Raw genomic sequence first — 22,064 nt, forward strand, 5'->3', positions numbered from 1 at the left:
CGTCACCCACTCTTCCTCTCCTGTTCTGGATCACGCCACCCACATGACTTTTCTCGTCTGGGTCGGGGTATTGGGATCGTTGTTGATGATCCTCGCCCTGACCTCCGCCTATTTGCGCTGGCTACCGGTCACCACCTCGGTGGTCTGTCTGGCCTTTGGCATGCTCATCAGTCCCATCGGCCTGGGGCTGGCCGAGGTCAACTTCCAGCAATCGGCGACCTGGATCGGCCACCTGACCGAGGTGGCGGTGCTCTTTTCGCTGTTCGTCAGCGGCCTCAAGCTGCGGCTGTCCTTCCATCGTTCCTCCTGGCACGGCGCCTATCTGCTGGCCGGGCCAGTGATGATTCTCAGCATCGCCGGCGTCTGCCTGGTCGCTCACTACCTGCTCGGCCTGCCCTGGGGCGTGGCCTTGCTGATCGGCGCCATCCTCGCGCCCACCGATCCGGTGCTGGCCGGGCTGGTGCAGGTCAACCACGCCCAGGATTTCGACCGGGTGCGCTTCGGTCTCTCCGGCGAGGCAGGCCTCAACGACGGCACCGCTTTTCCCTTCGTCCTGCTCGGCCTGTTGTTACTGCAACATGGTCAGTTGCAATGGGACTGGACCCTGGAGTGGTTTCTCAAGAGCGTGGTCTGGGGTGTACCGGCTGGGCTGCTGCTGGGCTACTTCATGGGCAAGGGCGTGGGTCGGCTGATGATCTATCTACGCACCCGTCATGGCGACAGCACCATCTCGCCCAACGACTTCCTCGCCCTGGCACTGATCGCCCTGTCCTATGTGCTGGCCGACGAGATCGGCGCCTTCGGCTTTCTCGCGGTGTTCGCCGCCGGCCTGGGTTTGCGCCAGGCGGAAGTCCAGACGTCGGGGCATGCGGAAACGCCTTCCGAGCACCTGGCGCAGCCGGTGATCGGGCATCTCACCGGCGCACCGGAGCACGCCACGGTCGCCAAGGCGGAGGACATCGAGGAGCCGCGCATGGCCGCCGGGGTGATGATGGGCGACATGCTGGCCTTCGGCAGCCTGGTGGAACGCTCCTTCGAGGTGCTCCTGGTGACCCTGCTGGGCGTGGTGCTCATCACCCACTGGGACAGCCGCGCGCTGCTCCTAGGCGCCTTGCTGTTCGTGGTCATTCGCCCGCTGGGAGTGGCGACCATGCTGCCCTTCACCCGCATCGATCGCCAGCAGGGGGCACTGATCGGCTGGTTCGGCATCCGCGGCATCGGTAGCCTGTATTATCTGTGCTACGCGCTCACGCATCACGTCACGGCCGACTGGGCCGGGACCATCGTCGACCTGACCCTGTCGGTGGTGGCCTTGAGCATCGCGGTCCACGGGATTTCCATCCAGCCGCTGCTCGACCGCTACGAGCGCCTCACTGCCCGTCGCGAGGGCTCGGCGAGACCCTGAGCCCGTTTGCGACCCATACCGGAGGACGCATGTATCACGGTGAACGTCTCAATGCCTGGACCCATCTGATCGGTGCCCTGCTGGCCCTGGCCGGTGCCGTCACCCTGGTGGTGCTGGCCAGCCTGCAGGGGGATCCCTGGCGCATCGTCAGCGTGGCCATCTATGGGGTGGCGCTGGTGATCCTCTACAGCGTCTCGACCCTCTACCACAGCGTGAAGGGGCGGGCGAAACGCCTGTTGCAGAAGCTCGATCACCTGTCGATCTATCTGCTCATCGCCGGCAGCTACACGCCGTTCTGCCTGGTGACGCTGCGCGGGCCCTGGGGCTGGACGCTGTTCGGCATCGTCTGGGGCTTGGCGCTGATCGGCATGGCGCAGGAGCTCAAGCCGCGTTCGGAAGCGCGCATCCTGTCGCTGGTGATCTACGCCGTCATGGGCTGGATCGTGCTGGTGGCGGTGGGGCCGCTGCTGGATCGCCTGGGCGGTGAAGGCTTCGCCTGGCTGGTGGCCGGTGGGGTGCTTTACACCGTCGGCATCCTGTTCTTCGTCTTCGACGACCGCTTTCGTCATTGGCATGGCATCTGGCACGGCTTCGTCATGGCCGGCAGCGCCCTGCACTTCGTCGCCATCCTCAGGTATGTGCTGCCGGTGCCCTAGGGCGTTCTTGAGGGGTTCGTCACAGATATGGCGGCCTATGGCCATACTTCGCGAACCCTTGGGTAGCGGATCGGCTCAGAGCTAGCTGAATCCACTCCCCAGTGCGTTGCTTTCCCAAAACGAAGAAGAAGAGGAAGGTGAAACGTGTTCAGCCGTCCCAGATCCCTCGTACTGCTCCTGATGCTTGCCTGCACCGCCTGCCAGGAAAAGGACGCCAAGACCGTCGCGGCGCCGATCAAGAAGGACGCCAGCTTCGAACAGCGCGGCAAGGCGTCCTTCTATGCGCGCAAGTTCCACGGCAGGGAAACCGCCAGTGGCGAGACCTTCAACAACAACGAACTGGTCGCGGCTCACAAGACCCTGCCGCTCGGCACCCGGGTCAAGGTGACCAACCTGGAAAACGATCGCGCCGTGGTGGTACGCATCAATGACCGCGGACCCTATATCCGGGGTCGCATCATCGACCTCTCACGGGCCGCTGCGCGGCGGGTGGACATGGTCGACGACGGCACCACCGCGGTAAAGGTGGAAAAGCTGGATTAACGCCACTCAGTGTGGCCAGACCATCTGGTCTTTGCCCTGGCGTTTGGCCTGATAGAGACCTTCGTCCGCCCGCCGCAGCAGCTCGTTGAGAGAAACTTCCGGGTCGAGCCGAAGCGCCCCGGCACTGAAGCTGATGCCCAGAGGGGCGGCGGCGGCCAGGCGGTTACGCAGGACTTCCAGCAGGTGGCTCACCCGCGCATCGTCCAGGCCGCGGATCAGCAGGCCGAATTCCTCGCCACCCAGGCGACCGACCTGCAGCCTCGGATCGAGCTGATCGATTTCCCGCGCCGTGGCGACCAGTACCTGATCGCCGACCTGATGACCGTGCCGGTCGTTGATCTCCTTGAAGTTGTCGATATCGAGCATGACGAAATGCGCAGGCGTCTGCCCGCTCTCGCCGCGAGCCTCGTCCAGCTGCTGCAGGAGCTTGCGGCGATTGGCGATCCCGGTCAGTTCGTCGGTTTCCGCCAGGATCCGATAGCGCTCCTTGAGAATGAAGGTCCGTCGCATCCATTGGCTGTTGGCGTGGTTGTAGGCGATGCCGATGGCCAGGGTGGCACTGGCCAGCAACCAGACCAGGTGTATTGGCATGGCGGTGGGAACCAGCTGGGTCTGACCGATGAACAGGATGAAGGCGGCGCCGGCGAGGGTGATCAGGTAGTGGGAGAGACGATAGGTCATGCCGCAGGTGCCCAGGACGATGATCACGGCGATGGGCAGATTCCAGTAGTGGCCCACGGCGCCGCCATCCTGGATCTGGATGCGAAAGGCGAGGGCGAGCGCCCAGATGTTGCCGGTAAAGGTAAGACTCATCATGCGCGCGCTGCGTGCAACGCTGAGCAGGGCGCTGATCGCCAGCAACAGCAGCATCACGGCGAAGTAGCGTGGCTTGTAGGGGCTGCCGATCAGCGGATTGCTCCACAGACTCAGCGGCCACAGCGCCAGCATCAGAGGCTGCAATACCTGCAGGGGGGTGCGCAGCACCCGCCGGACATGCTGTTCATAACGAATATCGTCGTCCATCGACATCTCGGAACGGGGTAAGGCCGATGGGCGATGGCAAATCGGCAGGCGTTTCGGCCAAGGGCGCCACTGTAATGTCTAAGTGCTATCTCTTCCAGTGGCTTGGCGGTGCTATGGCGCGGTTTAGAAGGGTTTCCGGCGAATGGCCTGACTGTATGGCTGGCCTGGCGCGGCGCTGTATCTGGCCAACTCACCTGGATGAGACCGAGACTCTCGGCTCACCCCCGCGCACCTGGTAGCCCCATGCACCTCGCCATCCTGACCTTCGACGGCTTCAACGAACTGGACTCCCTGATCGCCCTGGGCATCCTCAATCGCATCAAGCGTCCGGACTGGCGGGTGTCGCTGCTGGCGCCCACGCCCTGGGTGACCTCCATGAATGGCGTCCGTCTGGAGCGGCAGGCCGGCTTCGACGAACTGGCCGACTGCACCGCCGTACTGGTGGGCAGCGGCAGCCGGACGCGTGAACTCGCCCGGGATGCTGACCTGCTGGAGCAGCTTGCCGTGCTCGATCCCGTGCGCCAGCTGATCGGCGCCCAGTGCTCCGGCACCCTGTTGCTGGCGCGTCTCGGCCTGCTCGACGGCGTACCCGGCTGCACCGATCTCACCACCAAGCCCTGGGTACAGGAGGCCGGCATCGAGGTACTGGCACAGCCCTTCTTCGCCCGCGGCAATCTGGCCACCGCCGGTGGCTGCCTGGCCTCCAGCTACCTGGCGGCCTGGGTCATCGCCCGGCTGCTGGGCCGCGAGGCAGCTGCCGAGGCGCTGCACTATGTAGCCCCGGTGGGTGAGAAGGAGGACTATGTGGCGCGTGCGCTCGGCAACATCGAGCCCTATCTCGACCATGAACCCCTGGAGGTCGCCTGCGCATGCTGAAGGTCCTTGGCCGCGTCTCTTCGATCAACGTGCGCAAGGTGCTCTGGTGCCTCGACGAACTGGGCCTGGGCTATGAGCGTGAAGACTGGGGCGCCGGTTTTCGCTCGGCGCAGTCCGCCGAGTATCTGCAGTGGAATCCCAATGGCCAGATCCCGGTGCTGCTGGACGGCGACTTCGTGCTCTGGGAATCCAACAGCATCCTGCGCTACCTGGCCAACGCCCAGGGCGGCGAGGCGTTGTATCCCGCCGCACCGCGGGCACGGGCACGGGTCGATCAGTGGCTGGACTGGCAGGCCAGCGAACTCAATCCGGCCTGGAGCTACGCCTATCTGGCCCTGGTGAAGCAACAGCCGCCGCAGCCCGATCCGCAGCGCCTGGCGCAGGGCATCGCCACCTGGAACGGGCGTATCGCCATTCTGGAGGCGCACCTGGCGCAGCACGGCCCCTATGTGGTCGGCGAGCGCTTCAGCCTGGCCGACATCGCCCTGGGGCTGTCGCTGCACCGCTGGCGCAGCACCCCCATGAAGCGGATCGCGGCACCAGCCATCGAGGCCTATCTCGCGCGCCTGGCCACGCGACCGGCCTGGGCCTGCTATGCCAGTGATGCCACGCCCTGAGCAGCCCGCCGGGCAGCGCCGGCAGGCGCCGCTCGCACGTCAGGCGAAGACGAAATACTTGCGCACCGTCTCGACCACTTCCCAGGTGCCCTTCATGCCGGGTTCGACGACAAAGATGTCGCCGGCCTTGAGGTGGATGGGTTCCTGGCCATCGGGGGTGATGATGCAGTAGCCCTCCTGGAAGTGGCAGTACTCCCACTTCACGTAGTCGACGCGCCACTTGCCGGGGGTGCAGATCCAGGTGCCCATGATCTTGCTGCCGTCATCGGAGGTGTAGGCATTGAGGTTGACGGTATGGGGCTCACCCTCGATGCGCTCCCACTTGCAGGCATCGACCACGGGCAGGGGTTGGGTGTCGCGCAGAACGGTGATGGGCGGGTTGGCCATGGCGGCTCTCCTGGTGATGGAAGCCGCCAAGGGTGAGGGGTCGCCCCGAACCGGGGTTGTCCAGGGTCGACACCGACCAGCGTATTTGCGCTATTCGGCCGACTAGCGCTCCACCTGCCGATTCCAGCGGGCGTTCCACTGCGGCCTTACCTTGTTGACCTCGTCCCAGTCGATGGTCACGGCGCTCTTCAGGTAGTTCTGCATGGCCTCCACCTGGCCACGGGTCTTGTCGGTGGTGGGGGTATTGGGGTTGGACGGGATCTGGTCGCCCAGTTCCAGCGCCGGGGCCTGGGCTTCGGGCGTCAGCAGGTATTCCGCCAGCTGCTGGGCCAGCTCCGGCTGGTCGTTGTTGGCGGTCACGCATTCGGCGACGTTGAGCACCACGGCGCCTTCCTTGGGCGGCGCGTATTCCACCGGGATGCCCTTGAGCTTGAGCGCGGTGACCTGGGTGGGCGTCAGCGGGAACAACGCCGCCTCGTCGGTCTGCACCATCTCCGAAAGTTTGGCCGAGCTGGGGATGTACTCCAGCACGTTGGGGCCGACGGTGGTGGGCCAGGCCTTGAAGCCGGGATCGACGTCCTGCTCGGTGCCACCCTTGAGACGGTTGAACATCAGGAAGCCGTGCAGGCCGAAGGTGGACGAGGACAGCGATTGGAACACCACCTTGCCCTTGTACTTGGGATCGGCCAGATCGGCCCAGGAGGTCGGCGCCGCCCAGCCCTTTTCCTTGAACAGCCGGCTGTTGTAGGCAAGCCCTGTCACGCCCAGGCTGACGGCAGCCGCCTGGTCCTTGATCTTGGCCTTGTCGGGGATCTGCGCCAGGCTCGCGCTGGGCTTGAGCGGACTGCACAGATTCATGCCGATGGCGCGGTACATGATGCCGTCGTCGAGGAACATCACGTGGATCGGCGGCTTCTGCGGACTGGCCTGGACCTTGGCGAGGATGTCCGCCGAGGTGCCGGGCACGATCACCACCTTGACGTTGTGCGCCTTCTCGAAGGCGGGCAGCACGCTGTCGGCATAGAGGCGCTCCATGGTGCCGCCGTTCATGCCGAGATAGAGCGTCGGTTCGGCCAGGGCGGCCAGGGGCAGGCCGGCGAGGGCCACGAGCAGGGCAGGGGTCAGGCGCATGATTGGGAACTCCTGGGCTGGGAAGGGAAACGGGCGATGGAAAAGGCCTGCAGGCTGTGCCGGGGCGCGCCCTGCAGGATGCACTCGGCCAGGGCTTCGCCAGCCGCCGGCCCGATCTGGAAGCCCGCGCCGGCAAAGCCGAAGCCGTACAGCAGGCCGGGGGTGGTGAGACTGGGGCCGAGCACCGGCTGGTGATCCGGCAGATAACCCTCGACGCCGCTCCAGGTGCGGATCGCCTGGGCACCGGTGAGCGCCGGATAGAGTTCGGCGGCGTTTCTCAGGATATCGAGGATGGCCAGCTGGCCGGGGCGGGCGCGATCGGCGTCGAGGGCGAAACCGCGCCCGCCGCCCAGCACGCAATTGCCCCGTGCCACCTGACGAGCATAGATGCCGCCGCCTTCCACACCGGTGCTGGCGGTCATGAAGGGCGGCAGCGGTTCGGTCACCAGCATGGCCGGATGGGCCGCGGTGAGGGGCACCGGCTCGCCGAAGCGGGCGGCCAGCTCCGCTGCCCAGGCGCCCGCGCAATTCAGCAGCCAGGGCGCGGTGAGGGTCTGGCCGCTGTCAGTACGGAGCTGGAAGCGCTGGCCGTCGTGCTCGACGGCGGTCACGGCGGTCCGTTCGAGGACTCGGGCACCGGCGCGGGCAGCCGCCTGGGCGAAGGCCGGGGAGACCAGTCGTGGATTGGCGTGGCCGTCGTCGGGGCAGAAGGAGGCGCCCACGGCGATGTCGCCGACCCAGGGAAAGCGCCGGCGCAATTCGCCGCGGTCGAGCAGTTGCAGATCGAGGTCGAAGCCCTGGCTGGCCTGGGCATAGGCCTGCAGAGAGGCGAAGTCGGTCTCGCTGCGGGCGAGCTTGAGATGGCCGGATCTGAGGTATTCACCATCGGTACCCAGCAGGTCCTGCAGACCGCCCCAGAGCTGATGGGCACGGCTGGACAGTGGCAATTGCACCAGCGGCCGCCCCTGGCGGCGCACCCCGCCATAGTTGACGCCACTGGCCTGGGCGCCGCAGAAATTGCGTTCCAGCAGGGCGACGCGCTGGCCGCCCTGGGCCAGGAACAGCGCCGCGCTGCTGCCGACGATGCCGCCGCCGATGATCAGGACATCCACGTCCAGCCGGCTCATGGCGCCAGCTCCACGCCGAAGGGCAGCGGCTTGATTGGCGCCTGGGCGCGCAACCGGCCGATCTGGTCCAGCGGCCGGCCACTGGCGCAGGCGATCAGCTCGGCCGCCGCCGCGCCACAGAGGCGGCCCTGGCAGCGGCCCATGCCGACCCGGCAGGTGGCCTTGACCCTGTTGATCTCCCAGTGCCCCTGATCCACCGCGGCGCGGATCTCGCCAGCGCTGACCTGCTCGCAGCGACAGACCATGAGCTCATCCGGCGCCTTGGCGGCCCAGTCCGCGGGGAAGGGGAAGGCGCGCTCCAGGCCCTGGCGAAAGACCTCGAAGCGGGTCAGGCGTGCTTGCAAGGCGTCGACCCGCGTCGCGTCCACCGCCAGGCCGCGATCGGCCAGCAGGCTCAGGGCGGCCAGCTCACCGGCCAGTTCGGCGGCATCGGCGCCTTGGATACCGGCGCCGTCGCCGGCCAGGTAGACCCCGGCCTGGCTACTGCGGCCGCCGTTGTCCCGCACCGGTAGCCAGGCGCGATTGAGCGGATTCCAGGCGAATTCGCAGCCCAGCAGATCGGCCAGTTGGGTTTCGCTGCGCAGTGTCTGGCCGAAGCCGAGAGCATCACATTCCAGCCGATGCGCTTCGCCATCGGCAGCGCGCCAGCGCACGGCCTCCACACGCCGTTCGCCTTCGACGGCAAGGAGTTCAGCGCCCTGGTGCACGGGCACGCCGTGCAGCGCCAGCCAGCTGCGGTAGTAGAGGCCCTTGGCGAAGGTGGCCGGTTGACCGAGCAGCGCCGGGGTAGCCGCGGCCTGGTCGCGGAAGGGCGCGCTGTCCAGCACCGCCAGCGGCTTGGCCCCGGCCTTGGCGTATTGATAGGCGACCAGATAGAGCAACGGGCCGGTACCGGCCAGCACCGGGCGGCTGCCGATGGCGCAGCCCTGGAATTTGAGCGCCACCTGGGCGGCGCCCAGGCTGTAGACGCCGGGCAGGGTCCAACCCGGCACCGGCAGGATACGGTCGGTGGCACCGGTGGCGACGATCACCTGGTCGAAGGCCAGGCGATCGACATAGCGGCCCTGGCTCAGGGTATCCAGGGCGCTTTGCTCGGCATTCCACACCAGGGTGTCGGGGCGATAGTCCAGCGTCGTCTGCATCTCGGTCAAAGCACCGTGCAGCGCCTGGGCCTTGCCCGCTTCGAAGCCATAGAGCGCCTTGCTCGGGCGCCGGAAATTGCCCGGTTGCTGGCGATAGATCTGGCCACCGCCGCGGGCGCTCTCATCCAGCAGCACCGGCTCCAGGCCATGGGCGACCAGCGTCTGGGCCGCACGGATGCCCGCTGGCCCGGCGCCCACCACCACGACGGCGCTCACAGCGGCCGCCCCGGATCGCGGCTGACCTGCTGGCCCGCTTCGAGAAAGGTGGCGCAGGCACGTACCCGGCGGCCGTCGGCCAGGCGCACCCAGCAGTCCTGGCAGGCGCCCATCAGGCAGAAGCCGGCGCGGGGTTCGCCGCCGAAATCGCTGCCGCGCAGGTGATCGCTCTGGGTGAGGATGGCGGTCAGCAGGGTATCGCCCTGCAGGCCCTCGGCCGGCTGGCCGTCGAGGGTGAAGGCCAGGGTTGGGCGGTCGCCTTCGGCCACCCGCTTGAGCAGTGCCATGGAGGGGTCTCGGCTGTTCATTGTTTGCCCACCAGCACGCGATCCAGGCCGTAGATGCGGTCGAGCAGGATCATGGTGGCCGCGGTCAGGGCGATCACCAGCGCCGACACCGCCGCCATCATGGGGTCGATGGATTCGGTGGCGTAGACGTACATCCGTACCGGCAGGGTCTGGGTCGCCGGCGAGGTGACGAAGATCGACAGGGTCACCTCGTCGAAGCTGTTGATGAAGGCCAGCAGCCAGCCGCCGGCCACCCCGGGCAGGATCATCGGCAGGGTGATGCGGCAGAACAGCGTGGTGCGACTGGCGCCCAGGCTCTCGGCGGCCTGCTCGGCGCTGCGGTCGATGCCGATGGCGGCGGCGATCACCAGGCGCAGCACATAGGGGGTGATCACCACCACCACGTGGGCCAGCACCAGCCAGCTGAAACTGCCATTCACCCCCAGCAGTGCGAACAGCCGCAGCATGGCCACGCCCAGCACCAGGTGCGGGATGATGATCGGCGAGAGGAACAGGCCGTTGAGAAAGCCCTGGCCAGGAAATCGATAGCGGGTGATGGCCAGCCCCGCCGGCACCGCGATCAGCGTCGCCAGGGTGGCCGACAGCGCCGCCAGCTGCAGGCTGTTGTAGAAGGCGGTGAGGAAGTCCGCCCGCTCGAACACGGCGGCGAACCAGCGCAGCGAGAAGCCGGCGGTGGGCAGGCTGAGGGTGTTCTCCGGGGTGAAGGCCACCAGGCAGACCACCACCAGCGGCGCCAGCATGAAGACCATCACCAGGGTATGGAAGGCGAGCCCGAGCGGGCCGTTGCGGGTCATGCGGTCAGACTCCCAGGGCACGTTTGTAGCGGCGTTCCACCAGGCGATTCCAGCCCAGCATCACCAGCAGGTTGAGCAGCAGCAGGGCCACCGCCAGGGTGGCGCCCATCGGCCAGTTCAGCTCGGCCAGGTACTGGTCGTAGATCAGGGTGGCGACCATCTTCAGCCGGCGTCCGCCCAGCAGGCCGGGGATGGCGAAGGAGCTGGCGGCCAGGCCGAAGACGATCAGCGTTCCCGACAGCACCCCGGGCATCACCTGAGGCAGCACGATGCGCCGCAGCACCGTCAGGTGACTGGCGCCCAGCGACAGCGCGGCCTGTTCGGCGGCGGGATCGAGTTTCTGCAGCGAGGTCCACACCGGGATGATCATGAACGGCAGCATCACGTGGACCAGGCCGACGATCACCGCGAAGGGGGTGTAGAGCAGCTTCAGCGGCCGCCCGCCCAGGGCCACGATGGCCTGGTTGACCAGTCCATCGGCGCCCAGCAGCAGACTCCAGCCAAAGGCGCGCACCACCACCGAGATCAACAGCGGCGTCAGCACCAGGATCAGGAAGATCGAGCGCCAGGGCGCGCCCATGCGACTGAGGACGATGGCCTCCGGTACCCCGATCAACACGCAGAGCAGTGTGACCAGGGCGCTGATCCAGAAGGTGCGCAGGAAGATCTCGTAGAAGTAGGGATCGCCCAGCAGGCTCAAGTAGTGGGCCAGGGTGTAGCTGCCTTCCTTGATCCCGGTCTCGTAGTCGAAGACGTTGAAGGATAGCGCCAGGGTCAGCGCCAGGGGCGCCAGCAGCAGTCCGGCGAACAGCATCAGGGCCGGGGCGCTGAGCAGATAGGCGCGACCGGTGCCGCGCAGCAGGGTGCTCATGCGGCGGCCTCCGCGGCTTCCAGTCGGCGCAGCAGACCGTCGTCCCAGTGCAGCCCGACGCGCTGGCCCTCGTCCAGCGGCGGCAGCCCATCGTTGCTGCGCAGCACCGACACCTCGCCCAGCGCCGTCTCCAGCCGATACAGCCACTGGCTGCCGAGGAAGAAACGGGTCAGCACCCGCCCTTGCAGACGTCCCTCACCGGCGGGGCGCAACTCGATCTTTTCCGGCCGCAGCGAGATCGCCAGGGCGCCGCCGGCGGCGATCTGCGGCCGACCCTGGGCATCCAGGCTGCCGGGCAGCAAGTTGGCCTTGCCGACGAAATCGGAGATGAATCTGTTGCGCGGATGTTCGTAGAGGCGATAGGGCGCATCCACCTGGGTGATGCACCCGGCCTCCATCACCACCACCCGGTCGCTGATGGACAGCGCCTCGGACTGGTCGTGGGTCACCATCAGGGTGGTGATGCCCACCTCGCGCTGGATGCGGCGGATCTCGAACTGCATTTCCTCGCGCAGATGGGCGTCCAGGTTGGACAGCGGCTCGTCCAGCAGCAGCACCGGCGGGGCTATCACCAGCGCCCGCGCCAGGGCCACCCGCTGGCGCTGACCGCCGGAGAGTTCGCGCGGATAGCGCTCGGCATGCGGTCCCAGATGCACCAGCGCCAGGGCCTCCTCCACCCGCCGCGCCAGCTCGGTGCCCGCCACCTTGCGCATGCGCAGACCGAAGGCCACGTTGTCGCGCACCGTCATGTGCGGGAACAGCGCGTAGCTCTGGAAGACCACCCCGAGGCCGCGACTGGCCGGCTTGGCGTGGGTGATGTCCTGGCCGTCGAGCAGGATGCGCCCGCTGCTGACGTCGACGAAGCCGGCGATCATCTGCAGGGTGGTGGTCTTGCCGCAGCCGGAAGGGCCGAGCAGGGAGACGAATTCGCCGCGCTCGATGGTCAGGGTCGAACCGGCCACCGCGTAGCTGTCGCCGTAGCGCTTGCTGAGGTTGTCGAGAGTCAGGAAAGCCATGGCCGCAATGCTCCTCCGGTCGCGCCCACGGGAGAGGTGGGCAAGGTGTGGGCAGGGCGAAAGACAGCCTGGATCTGGGACGTTGGCGCTCGCTCGACTGGCGGCGTCCGGTGATTGTGAGTATCGCCCTATAGACCTGAAGGTAAGGGCGACCTAGGATGCCGGACAAGCAGGTTTTTCACTGGATGAACTCTTTTTTCATGTTTATTCACTCAGTGGAATATTTCGGAGCGCGGTAGATGGAAGATTCCAGTGAAAGAAAGGCGGTTGTAGGCGAGGTAGGCGTCGGCGCCATCAGCCGGGTGTTCGCCGTGGTGCGCGCTCTCGGTGAGGGCGATCCCGAAGGCGAGAAGGTCACCCGTCTGGCCGAGCGCGTAGGCCTGTCGCAACCCACCACCCACCGGCTGCTGCGTGGCCTGGTGGAGGAGGGCATGGTCGAGCAGTGCGCCCGCAGCAAGAGATACCGGCTGAGCCTGGACTTCTTCGCCCTGGCGGCTCGCGCTGGCCAGGTCGGCAATCTGCGCGACCTAGCGCGGCCGAGTCTGCTGCGGCTGTCGGCGTCCCTGGGCGACTCACTGTTCCTGCTGGCGCGTAGCGGCTTCGACGCCATGTGCCTGGACCGCAGCGAAGGACCCTATCCGATCCGCACCTTCACCGGCGACATCGGCGGTCGCGTGCCTCTGGGCGGCGGCCAGGGCGCCCTGGCGATCCTGGCCTTCCTGCCCGAGGAAGAACGCGAAGAGGTGATCCGCTACAACCTGCCGCGGCTGCGCGACGCCCATCATTACGACGAGGTGCTGCTGCGCGCCGAGATCGACAACGTCCGCCAGCAGGGCTACGCCGCGCGCAACACCGGGGTGCTGGCCGGCATGGCGGGCCTCGCCGTCCCCATCCTCGACCGCAACGGCCGGGCGGTGGCGGCCCTGAGCGTGGGCACCCTGAGCGAACGCCTCAACGCCCAGCGCCTGCCCACGGTGATCGAACTGCTCCGCCGCGAAGCCGGGGTGATCGCCGCGCGCATCAACCCCTTCGATCCGGTCTTGCGCCGGCCGACTCAGGGGTTTGGTTAAAAAAGCGGGCCGGAGCGGGTGTTATTACCCTTCGCCAGGCGGTCATAGAGCACCACGTTGACCGTGGCCGCCAGATTCATGCAGCCCTGGGTGGGGATGTACACCACGTCCTCGCACCAGTCGCGCAGCTCCTGACTCAGGGAGCCGTCCTCGGCACCGAACAGGTAGAGGGCGCGATCGGGATGGGTGTACTCGGGTAGCGGCCGGGCGCCGTCCACCAGCTCCACCGCCACCGGCACGCACCCCAGCGGCAGGATGCGGCGCAGGGCGTCGATGTTGATCAGCGGAATGTCCTGGTGGACCTTCTTGGTGTCGGTGACGAAGTCCTTGGCGCGGTCGTAGCGGGTGCCGGTATAGAACACCGAGGCCACCCCGTAGCAGCCTGCCGCCCTCATGATGGACCCGACGTTGGAGGGCGACTTGGGGTTGCTCAGGCCGATGCAGGCGTATCTCTTGTTGCTCACGTCAGGGGACTCTCGGGAAAACCGCCAGTATAAGGCGTCCATCATCGCGAAAACCGACTAAGATGCGCGCCCGCATCTCCAGCCCCGAGCCCCTGCGATGTCCGCCACCGCCCTCTACACCGACCTGTCGGCCTACTACGACCTGCTCTGCGCCGACATCGACTACCAGGCGCAGAGCCAGGCGGTGCTGCGCCTGCAGCGGCTTTTCGGCAATGGCGGCAGCCGTCACCTGGACCTCGCCTGCGGAACCGGTCCCCATGTGCGGCATTTTCTCGATGCCGGCTTCCAGAGCAGCGGGCTGGACCTCAATCCGCCGATGCTGGCCCAGGCCGCGCTGCGTTGCCCCGAGGCCCGGTTCTCCTGCCAGGACATGTGCGCCTTCGAGCTGGAGCAGCCGGTCGATCTGATCACCTGCTTTCTCTATTCCCTGCACTATAGCGGCAGCCTCGCACGGCTCCAGGCGTGTTTGACGCAGGTCCAGGCGGCCCTGACCCCCGGCGGCCTGTTCTGCTTCAACGCCGTCGACAAGCGCCGCATCGACAATGCCTCCAGCGTCGGCCACAGCGTCGTGCGGGCCGATGGCCACTTCAGCTTCGCCTCCGCCTGGCACTACCCGGGCGAGGGCGAGCACCAGCAACTGCGTCTGCGCATCGAACGTCGTCACGCCGGCCAGCAGCAGACCTGGCAGGACGAACATCCCATGGTGGCGGTGGACTTCCCCGAATTGCTGGCCCTGCTGGAGCCACACTTCGAGGTCCAGGTGCTGGAGCACGACTACCAGCGCATCGAACCCTGGGCCGGCGAGGCGGGCAATGCGCTGTTCGTCTGCGTCAGGCGCTAGAGCTCTAATACGCGTGGGCATGGATCGGTCCTGCGCCTCATCCTCAGGCTCTGTAAGACTACTGATAGTAAAGATGTATGACGAGTTACGGCTGCTGCGGTTGCTGAAATTTTCAGATAGCGCAGATAGTAATTTATATACCAAAATTTAATAATAAATAGCTGTGTTCGTGTATGAGCCTAAGCGTCAGCTCAGTGTGGCGTTGATTTGATAATTTTTTCTTGCATGGTGCATTGCATAGGCTAAGGGAATAGGGGTATCTCTTTTGGTTGTGTTCTATATATTGTGGTCGCGTTTATATAATTGTCTGCGTGTTGGTAGTTCTAAGGGCTTGAATGTTGGAAGGGTTAGCACGGATTTCTTGCTGAGGATTCTGCATTAAGCGCTGTCAATGATGGTAGATTTTAATTGGCTTGGTGAGGCTTTTTATGATTTCAATTGTGGCTCTATATATTGTAAGTCCGGCAATAATTGCTGTTGTGGTTAGATATAAAAACTCTCGAGGTCATAAAGGTGTTGGCGTTTTTAGATTTCTGTTTCTGTGTTTGAGTCGTGGTGATATAACTGATCGATTTCCAGTTTTGATATTTGTTTTATTGTATTTATTATTTGTGAGTCAGTCCTATGTTTTAGATGGTGGGCCGGGAGGTTGGCTGCTAAAGGCGTTTGGTATGATGCTGCTTTTATTGCTCTGCTGTGTTTCGTTGTTCTTGGCGTCTGTTGTGTATAATTTTTCTGACTTCAGAAAAAATAATTCTTTTCTCGTGGGTGTATTAGGCACAGCTAGCGTTTCTGTCACTGTGGCTTTGTCAGCGGTTTGGGCAGATGGTTATATTTCAGATGCTACAACTGTGTCTGGAACTGAATTTGCTACGGGCATGGCTTGGTTGGGGATAGTTCTGTCCCCCTTGTCTTGGACTTTTGGTCTATCGATTTTTGCCTTGATCATATATGCATATGCATTGACGAGGTTGACCTTCACAGATAATCAGGATAATGCCTATACCGGTGTTGGTCTGACAGTCTCAAGAAAGCCTAAGAAAAGAAAAAAGAGATTTTCTTCTTTGGTGCACTCTTCATGTGTAGTTGGTTTGGCTATTACAGCTGTTGCGCCACTGCAGCTTATAGGTTACTTACTGTCTAATGACCATTCTGTGAGATTTTTGAATGGGGCTTTGTTTTTTTCTTCTTTTCACATAAAGGCAGAGGTATGTGGTAAGGAGTATTTGATGGGGAAGGTGAAGTTGTTGGATGATGATGTGGCTGTCTTGGGCGTTCCCAACGAAAACCAAGGCTATATCTTCAGTAGGATAAATTGCAAAAGATGACCGTTTTAGGTGCGGTGGAAGCACCTATTCCTTATGGATGCCTATTGTTTTTATGTCGCCAATTAGGGAGCGGCTGGTCGTACCAGCCGCTTCTCCATGAACACACTCAACGGATCGTCCCGATACGCCCCAAAAGGACCACGCCGCTGGTAACCCGCGGATTCATAAAGCCTCAAGGCCTCCGGCTGATAAGGCCCTGTCTCCAGTCGCGCCAGCTCACACCCGCGACCTGTCGCTTCACGCTCTAGCTCCGCCAACAGGCGACCGCCCAACCCTTGCCCGCGACCCCTGGGGCTCACATACATCCGCTTGATCTCGCCATAGTCGTCCTGCAGCACCATGGCCCCACAGCCCAGGGCACTGCCGCTGTCATCCCGGGCGACCAGGAACAGCACGTTCGGCTGCATGAGCGACGTCAGATCCAAGGCATGACGACTCTCGGGCGGATAGAGGCCGTCCTGATAGGCATCCAGCTCGGCGATCAGGGCGATCACCTCGGGTTGGTCGGGAGATTCAAGGGCGATGGGCATGGTGGCTCCGGTCAGGCGATCGCCCAAGCCTAAGCCATTAGCGCGGCCTTATCCCAGGCTCATCCGCAATCCATCCCGCCCGCCACGCTTGGCGGCGTAGAGGGCACCGTCCCCGCGCTCCAGCAAGGCCGCCAGACTTTCGGGCGGTTGATCGAACAGCACGGCGCCGATACTCAAGGTGACAGGCTCGGGTGTCCGCAGGCGCTGCGCCGCCAGCTGGTTGAAGCGCTGGCGCAGGGTGTCTGCCAAGCGCACGACATCCGCATCAGCTGCCTCACCCAGCAGCACCACGAATTCATCACCCCCCAGCCGGGCGGCCAGCGCCTGGCGGGGCAGGGCGGTACGCAGCAGGTCGCTCAGGGCGATCAGCAGACCATCGCCGGCCGCATGGCCATGGAGGTCGTTCACCAGCTTGAAGTTATCCAGATCGATCAGCAGCAGGGCGCCTGGGCGGGCCGGTGTCGCCTGGCCAAACAGTCGCGGCGCCTCGGCTTCCAGCGCCCGGCGGTTATGCAGGCCGGTAAGCGGATCGCTGCCCGCCAGACGCTCGATATGCTGCTCACGGCGATAGCGCACCGTGCCGGTCATCGACAGGGCGATCAGCATCACCGCCATCACCCCCTCTACCAGCGAGACCTGGATGATGACGCCGCGATAGACCGCCAGGTCGATTAGGGCGCCGGGGGTGAGCGGCGGAATCATCTTGATCAGATAGAAGAGTCCATGGATCAGCAACACCACGCGCAGCTGCCGTTCTCCGGCGTTGCGCCGCCGCAGCAGCAAACTCGCCCGCACCGCCAGGATGCCGATCATGAGCGACTGCACCACCAGCAGCACCTTGGACCACCAGGCCTCATTGGGCAGCAGCAACATCCCTAGCCAGATCGCAGCGAAGGCCCACCAGCCCAGACTCAGGCGGCGCCCGGTGAAGCGCGCCACGCCGAGCAAGAAGAGGCCATGCACGAAGATCAGCAGCCCATTGGCGAACCAGATGCCCACCAGCAACAGCCCCTGGCTGCGCAACAGCGCCAGGGTGCTACCCACGCAAATGAGTGCGAAACCTGTGCTCCAGTACAGTAACGCCGACTCGCGCACTGACCGCCACTCGATGGCCAGATAGCCCGCCGCGGCAGCCGCCAGGGCGATGGTGAGGGTCAGCATGGTGGGGGCATCGAGTGCCATGGGCGAATCGGACCTGTCTGGATACGAAAAGGGCGCTCCCTGCCTGGGACGAGCACCCGCCAAAGCGGAGCCGCACCGCAGTCATATCGACACGGCAGGCGCGGGCTTGAGGCAGAGGATTGCGCGCCATGATGACGGGCCAGTAAACCTAATTCAAACCTGACCTGTGGCTGGCGCAGGCGGACCGTCCGTTACTGGGGTTTCACCAACGTCCGAATCGCCGATGCCGGCAACCGCGCCGTGCTGCCATCCGCCAGCCGCAGCACGAAGGCCTCGCCCAGCGACCAGACCACCTGGACGTCCTTGAGCACGCACTGCTCATCGGTAGGCAGCACCCTGGCCTGTTCCTTGGCGCAATAGGAGGTGTCGAGCACGATGGCCTTGGCCTGGTAGTTACCCAGACCCAGCGTCTTGACCATGGTCTCGGGGAGGGTGGTGAGCACACCGCTATAGCCGGCCAGAAAGAGGGCGAAGAACAGCGAAAACATCATCGCCGCCTTCCAGCCGGCGATGAACAGCATGGATGTCATGGTCGTGACGAAGGCAATGATGAAGGGGGCGATGGCCAGAGCGCCCCACTTGAGCAGCGGCTGCCAATCGCTCACCAGCGGATAGGCCTGGGCCAGCATCCAGAAGATGAACAGGCCGACGACCATCGTCGGCAGGTAAGCCTCCCAGACGAACTTAAGGAAGCTGAAGCGGCGCAAGTCGAACAGCCCCTGTATGGCCATGCCCGCCAGTAGCGTGATGGGGATGGGCGCAAACAAGGCGACGCTGAGGAACAGCTCAGGATCGACGAAAAGAATGGCCGCATCGCTGAACCCCGCCAGCAGATAGGGCACGAAGAACACCACCGCCATCAACAGCATGATCTTGCGAAAGCGCCCCTCGCCGCGATAGGGCAGGGCGTAGGTGATGTCTTCCTTGATCGCCGCCGTATTGATGAAGCGGTAATAGACCCAGTCCCCAGGCAGGAACAGTGCGGCAACGAAGGCGCCAATGGTCAGGAAGCCCAGGCAGGCAGCCGCCAGCAACAGTGACGAAAACTGGAAGAGATCGAAGCTGGGATAGAAGTGATTACGGGCGAAATAGGCCAGGAACATCCCGAAGCCGAGGGCCGGCGGCAGTACCTTGGCCAACAGCGAAGCATGACGCCGCAAGAAGGTGCCGGAGAACTTGAGGATGAAATCGAAGACAGCATCCGTGTCGGTGGCGGGTTGGTCGGTCCAGCGGGGCATGGGTCGTCCTTGCTGCAGATAAAGCTTAAGTAGCTAATTCCAATCAGTGAAAGGGATATTTATAGAAAAGGTTGTCCAGTGACCCTGCTTTTCTTTTAGCTGTGCTTCCTGCTCTACCTCTATTATGGTATTGATTCTTCTCGCTATTAGCTGCGATATATAGAGGCCGTAGCCTGCGCCTTCTTCCTGAGTTTTTATAGCATCCTTAGCTCTTTTGAAAGGGAGGAATATGAGCTCCCTTTCAGTGTCTAATATTCTTGGTCCATAAGAAGAAACCGAGAACAAAATGTGGTCTTCTTGATCTGATATGTGTATTTCAGCTTTTCCAGATTTTTTTGAATACTTGTAAGCATTATCGACTAGCGTCTGTATTATCACCGATACTGCTTCGGGGTTAGCTAAGACCGATTTGTGGCTAGTTCCAGTAATAGACAGGTTTATACTTTTTTTGCGAAATAGATCCTCGTAGAGCTTTATGTATTTTAATGCTAGGCCATGAAATCTGAAACTCGCTTTTTCACTCTCTCTGTTAATCCAGTCTGGATTTAATAAATATTTTGCTACATTCAGTTTTTCTTGCAAAAACTTACTAGCCCAATATATCGCTTTCTCTTGCTGGCTGGCTTTCTCTAGCTTTTTTTCGAAATCAAGTTCGGAATATTTGGTTTCGATTATAACGTTAATGTTTTGGGATATCGTTGCATTTATTTGTTTGTAATCGTGTACAAAAGATAGCCCTTTTAAAATGTCTTCTTTTAGCTCTATAAGAAATTCATCCTTGAAGGATTCTTTTCCTAAAAACTCATCCCTGGCTGCACTTTTTTGCTCCTGTAGGAGCATGCTCTTTTTATTTCCAGTTGCCTCAGTAAGGCTGCCTGGCTTTCGATTAAATGTAAGTTAATTAATTGTTTTTTGTCGCTCTGCAAATTCTTGCTTTTTGATTTTGACTGGGAGTTGTGATCTGGGCAGATGAATCCAGCTAAAACTATTTTATTGACGGTTATATAATTATAGCCATAAGAGCAGAGCCCCATGTTCCCGTCGTTGAATAGTTTTTCGCACTCTTTTGTTTTACAAATTATGCACCGGTTAGGCCACCGCACCAAACTCCCATCATGGCGGGATTTTTGATAAACATGCGGAACGACAATGTTATTCATGAGGCAAGCACCGCTATACCTGTTTGTATTACTGCTAAAAATAGTTGCGCATCTTCTTTTGTCAAGCCTTTCGCCACATTGTTAGCATCGTCTAGTTTTCCGCTTAGTATTGAAGATTTTGCGGCTTGTATAAGCTTTTGTTTTTCTATTTGACTGACATTTTTCATGTTTTGAATTTTATTTGTATAGAAGTCAGTATTGAATCTTTGAGATAAAAAGGTCGTCAACGATCCTTTTGAATTCAACGTAGTCTTGACTTTTAGCTAGTTTCTTATCAGCCAAATCAAAAAATTCTTGATATTTTAGCGACCAATCAGCATTGGAAAACGCAATTACAATTTGAGCTGGAGATTTCGCTCGAATATGCTTTAGTATTCCGAATCCTTCTTCTTCGGATTCGTTTTGTCCTACACCTTGGATGTCTAGTAGTATAAGGTCGTAGTAGTTGTTCTCTAATCTTTCTAAGTTTTCTATATCGTCCCACTTTTCAATGGTGTAGCCGTCTCGTGCGAATAGCGGAGCATAGGCAAAGTCGCTATCGTCTATTACAAGTATTTTGGCTCTTTTTTTTATCTCATCAAAGGTTGGAGGTGTGTAGGTAGTTGTTTTTTTAAATGGCCACATTTCTTCTCTCCAAAAAAAACCCCGCTGTTAGCGGGGTTTAAGATCGATTCCCAGCATCCTTGAACAGGTTAAGGCAATCTACTCTGGGGTATGCGTCACATCAATCCCAGCTCAACGCTCCACCGGTCTGATACTCGATTACGCGGGTCTCGAAGAAGTTCTTCTCCTTCTTGAGGTCCATGATCTCGCTCATCCAGGGGAAGGGGTTGGTGGCGCCCGGGTATTCTTCCTTGAGGCCGATCTGGGTCAGGCGGCGGTTGGCGATGAACTTGAGGTAGTCCTCCATCATCGCCGCGTTCATGCCCAGTACGCCGCGGGGCATGGTGTCACGGGCGTATTCGATCTCCAGTTGGGTGCCCTGGAGGATCATCTGGGTGGCTTCGTCCTTCATCTGGGCATCCCAGAGGCTCGGGTTCTCGATCTTGATCTGATTGATCATGTCGATGCCGAAGTTCAGGTGCATGGACTCGTCACGCAGGATGTACTGGAACTGCTCGGCGGTGCCGGTCATCTTGTTGCGGCGGCCCATGGAGAGGATCTGGGTGAAGCCGCAATAGAAGAAGATGCCTTCCAGTACGCAGTAGTAGGCGATCAGGTTCTTGAGGAACTGGCGATCGGTCTCCGGGGTGCCGGTCTTGAACTCGGGGTCGGAGATGGAGCGGGTGTACTTCAGGCCCCAGCTCGCCTTTTTCGCGACGCTCGGGATCTCGTGGTACATGTTGAAGATCTCGCCTTCATCCATGCCCAGCGACTCGATGCAGTACTGGTAGGCGTGGGTGTGGATCGCCTCTTCGAAGGCCTGGCGCAGGATGTACTGACGGCATTCGGGGTTGGTGATCAGGCGGTAGACGGCCAGTACCAGGTTGTTGGCGACCAGCGAGTCGGCGGTGGAGAAGAAGCCGAGGTTGCGCTTGACGATGCGACGCTCGTCCTCGGTGAGGCCGTCCGCGCTCTTCCAGGTCGCGATGTCGGCGTTCATGTTCACTTCCTGAGGCATCCAGTGGTTGGCGCAACCATCCAGATACTTCTGCCAGGCCCAGTCGTACTTGAAGGGTACGAGCTGGTTGAGGTCGGCGCGGGCGTTGATCATCTGCTTGTCGCCGACGTGTACGCGCGCGGAGGAACCTTCCAGGTCGTCCAGGCCTTCTTGGATGTCCAGCTCGTTCAGCGCGGCCTTGGCGCGGGCCACGGCGTCGGAATCGTCAGCGGACAGGGCGCGGGCGTCATGGACCAGGGCGTCGCCCTCGGAATCCAGGCGCTCGGTCTGGGCGGGCGCCTGCTGGCCAGCGGCCTGCGCGGGCTTGGCGGGGGTGGCGTCGTCGTCTTTGTCGAATTCTTCCCAGTTCAGCATGGGGTGTCTCCTGGGTGGCTGTGCGGTGGGGGCGGGGCGGCGGGCCCTCACCCTAACCCTCTCCCGGAGGGAGAGGGGATAAGAGCGGTGCGCGGGTGGGGGATTCGGCCCTCACCCTGGCCCTCTCCCGGGGGAGAGGGGATAAAGAGCAGCCCTCTACTGGG

The 22,064-nt window shown here is 62.2% G+C and carries 25 protein-coding genes; 8 read left to right on the top strand and 17 right to left on the bottom strand.

Annotated elements, in window-relative coordinates:
• Positions 1–43 precede the first annotated feature (43 nt).
• The 3 genes from C722_RS0118545 to C722_RS0118555 all read left to right on the top strand — a co-directional run bounded on the left by C722_RS0118545 (position 44) and on the right by C722_RS0118555 (position 2,604).
• A complete protein-coding gene (locus C722_RS0118545; RefSeq protein WP_026083945.1) occupies positions 44–1,405 on the top strand; it encodes a sodium:proton antiporter in 1,362 nt (453 codons plus the stop codon).
• A gap of 29 nt (positions 1,406–1,434) precedes the next feature.
• On the top strand, positions 1,435–2,061 hold the full coding sequence (locus C722_RS0118550; RefSeq protein ID WP_017641950.1) for a hemolysin III family protein: 627 nt from the start codon (positions 1,435–1,437) through the stop codon (positions 2,059–2,061).
• 144 nt (positions 2,062–2,205) lie between these two features.
• Positions 2,206–2,604, top strand: coding sequence for a septal ring lytic transglycosylase RlpA family protein (locus C722_RS0118555; protein WP_017641951.1), 399 nt, complete (start codon positions 2,206–2,208; stop codon positions 2,602–2,604).
• A gap of 6 nt (positions 2,605–2,610) precedes the next feature.
• Here C722_RS0118555 and C722_RS25150 read toward each other — a convergent pair whose 3' ends face one another.
• Positions 2,611–3,627: a GGDEF domain-containing protein gene (locus C722_RS25150; protein WP_017641952.1), complete on the bottom strand. Its 1,017-nt coding sequence runs from the start codon at positions 3,625–3,627 to the stop codon at positions 2,611–2,613.
• Between the two features lie 243 nt (positions 3,628–3,870).
• Here C722_RS25150 and C722_RS0118565 point away from each other — a divergent pair, with 243 nt between their 5' ends.
• Positions 3,871–4,503: a DJ-1/PfpI family protein gene (locus tag C722_RS0118565; RefSeq protein ID WP_017641953.1), complete on the top strand. Its 633-nt coding sequence runs from the start codon at positions 3,871–3,873 to the stop codon at positions 4,501–4,503.
• Positions 4,497–5,120 (top strand): glutathione S-transferase family protein, encoded by a 624-nt coding sequence (locus C722_RS0118570; protein WP_017641954.1) that lies wholly within the window; start codon positions 4,497–4,499, stop codon positions 5,118–5,120. The genes C722_RS0118565 and C722_RS0118570 overlap by 7 nt, the downstream gene beginning before the upstream one ends.
• Positions 5,121–5,159: 39 nt before the next feature.
• On the opposite strand, the gene C722_RS0118575 is transcribed toward C722_RS0118570, so the two are convergent.
• The 8 genes from C722_RS0118575 to C722_RS0118610 form a co-directional block, all read right to left on the bottom strand.
• Positions 5,160–5,507 (bottom strand): cupin domain-containing protein, encoded by a 348-nt coding sequence (locus C722_RS0118575; protein ID WP_007160512.1) that lies wholly within the window; start codon positions 5,505–5,507, stop codon positions 5,160–5,162.
• Positions 5,508–5,609: 102 nt separating this feature from the next.
• Positions 5,610–6,638: an ABC transporter substrate-binding protein gene (locus C722_RS0118580; protein ID WP_017641955.1), complete on the bottom strand. Its 1,029-nt coding sequence runs from the start codon at positions 6,636–6,638 to the stop codon at positions 5,610–5,612.
• Positions 6,629–7,765, bottom strand: a complete 1,137-nt coding sequence (locus tag C722_RS0118585; protein WP_017641956.1) for an FAD-binding oxidoreductase — start codon at positions 7,763–7,765, stop codon at positions 6,629–6,631. Before C722_RS0118585 ends, C722_RS0118580 begins: the two co-directional genes overlap by 10 nt.
• The gene (locus C722_RS0118590; RefSeq protein ID WP_017641957.1) at positions 7,762–9,123 is read right to left on the bottom strand and encodes an NAD(P)/FAD-dependent oxidoreductase; all 1,362 of its coding nucleotides are present in this window, start codon (positions 9,121–9,123) and stop codon (positions 7,762–7,764) included. Before C722_RS0118590 ends, C722_RS0118585 begins: the two co-directional genes overlap by 4 nt.
• Entirely contained in the window at positions 9,120–9,410 is a 291-nt protein-coding gene (locus C722_RS0118595) for a (2Fe-2S)-binding protein (RefSeq protein WP_026083946.1), read from the bottom strand. Before C722_RS0118595 ends, C722_RS0118590 begins: the two co-directional genes overlap by 4 nt.
• Positions 9,411–9,427: 17 nt before the next feature.
• The gene (locus C722_RS0118600) at positions 9,428–10,225 is read right to left on the bottom strand and encodes an ABC transporter permease (RefSeq protein WP_017641959.1); all 798 of its coding nucleotides are present in this window, start codon (positions 10,223–10,225) and stop codon (positions 9,428–9,430) included.
• Positions 10,226–10,229: 4 nt separating this feature from the next.
• Positions 10,230–11,096 (bottom strand): ABC transporter permease, encoded by an 867-nt coding sequence (locus tag C722_RS0118605; protein ID WP_017641960.1) that lies wholly within the window; start codon positions 11,094–11,096, stop codon positions 10,230–10,232.
• Positions 11,093–12,112 carry an ABC transporter ATP-binding protein gene (locus C722_RS0118610; protein WP_017641961.1) on the bottom strand — a complete coding sequence of 340 codons (1,020 nt, stop codon included), beginning with the start codon at positions 12,110–12,112 and terminating at the stop codon, positions 11,093–11,095. The genes C722_RS0118605 and C722_RS0118610 overlap by 4 nt, the downstream gene beginning before the upstream one ends.
• A gap of 239 nt (positions 12,113–12,351) precedes the next feature.
• Here C722_RS0118610 and C722_RS0118615 point away from each other — a divergent pair, with 239 nt between their 5' ends.
• Positions 12,352–13,182 carry an IclR family transcriptional regulator gene (locus C722_RS0118615; protein ID WP_007160504.1) on the top strand — a complete coding sequence of 277 codons (831 nt, stop codon included), beginning with the start codon at positions 12,352–12,354 and terminating at the stop codon, positions 13,180–13,182.
• On the opposite strand, the gene C722_RS0118620 is transcribed toward C722_RS0118615, so the two are convergent.
• Positions 13,179–13,646 carry an RNA methyltransferase gene (locus C722_RS0118620; protein WP_026083947.1) on the bottom strand — a complete coding sequence of 156 codons (468 nt, stop codon included), beginning with the start codon at positions 13,644–13,646 and terminating at the stop codon, positions 13,179–13,181. The genes C722_RS0118615 and C722_RS0118620 overlap by 4 nt on opposite strands.
• A gap of 97 nt (positions 13,647–13,743) precedes the next feature.
• Here C722_RS0118620 and C722_RS0118625 point away from each other — a divergent pair, with 97 nt between their 5' ends.
• Positions 13,744–14,487, top strand: a complete 744-nt coding sequence (locus tag C722_RS0118625; protein WP_017641964.1) for a class I SAM-dependent methyltransferase — start codon at positions 13,744–13,746, stop codon at positions 14,485–14,487.
• Between the two features lie 428 nt (positions 14,488–14,915).
• The gene (locus C722_RS26295; protein ID WP_157225852.1) at positions 14,916–15,815 is read left to right on the top strand and encodes a hypothetical protein; all 900 of its coding nucleotides are present in this window, start codon (positions 14,916–14,918) and stop codon (positions 15,813–15,815) included.
• A 62-nt stretch (positions 15,816–15,877) separates the two neighbouring features.
• Here the strand turns inward: C722_RS26295 and C722_RS0118635 are convergent, their stop codons facing one another.
• The 7 genes from C722_RS0118635 to C722_RS0118650 form a co-directional block, all read right to left on the bottom strand.
• Positions 15,878–16,345, bottom strand: a complete 468-nt coding sequence (locus C722_RS0118635; protein ID WP_017641966.1) for a GNAT family N-acetyltransferase — start codon at positions 16,343–16,345, stop codon at positions 15,878–15,880.
• A 48-nt stretch (positions 16,346–16,393) separates the two neighbouring features.
• Entirely contained in the window at positions 16,394–17,527 is a 1,134-nt protein-coding gene (locus tag C722_RS0118640) for a GGDEF domain-containing protein (protein ID WP_017641967.1), read from the bottom strand.
• A 191-nt stretch (positions 17,528–17,718) separates the two neighbouring features.
• On the bottom strand, positions 17,719–18,765 hold the full coding sequence (locus tag C722_RS0118645; RefSeq protein WP_017641968.1) for a hypothetical protein: 1,047 nt from the start codon (positions 18,763–18,765) through the stop codon (positions 17,719–17,721).
• A 33-nt stretch (positions 18,766–18,798) separates the two neighbouring features.
• The gene (locus C722_RS25905; protein ID WP_081594604.1) at positions 18,799–19,605 is read right to left on the bottom strand and encodes a HAMP domain-containing sensor histidine kinase; all 807 of its coding nucleotides are present in this window, start codon (positions 19,603–19,605) and stop codon (positions 18,799–18,801) included.
• Between the two features lie 316 nt (positions 19,606–19,921).
• Positions 19,922–20,092: a hypothetical protein gene (locus tag C722_RS26300; protein ID WP_157225853.1), complete on the bottom strand. Its 171-nt coding sequence runs from the start codon at positions 20,090–20,092 to the stop codon at positions 19,922–19,924.
• A gap of 25 nt (positions 20,093–20,117) precedes the next feature.
• Positions 20,118–20,549, bottom strand: a complete 432-nt coding sequence (locus tag C722_RS26305) for a hypothetical protein (protein ID WP_157225854.1) — start codon at positions 20,547–20,549, stop codon at positions 20,118–20,120.
• A 100-nt stretch (positions 20,550–20,649) separates the two neighbouring features.
• Positions 20,650–21,900 (bottom strand): ribonucleotide-diphosphate reductase subunit beta, encoded by a 1,251-nt coding sequence (locus C722_RS0118650; protein WP_017641969.1) that lies wholly within the window; start codon positions 21,898–21,900, stop codon positions 20,650–20,652.
• Positions 21,901–22,064 lie beyond the last annotated feature (164 nt).

The sequence above is a fragment of the Pseudomonas sp. 313 genome, assembly GCF_000316965.1.
Lineage (GTDB): Bacteria > Pseudomonadota > Gammaproteobacteria > Pseudomonadales > Pseudomonadaceae > Chryseomonas > Chryseomonas benzopyrenica.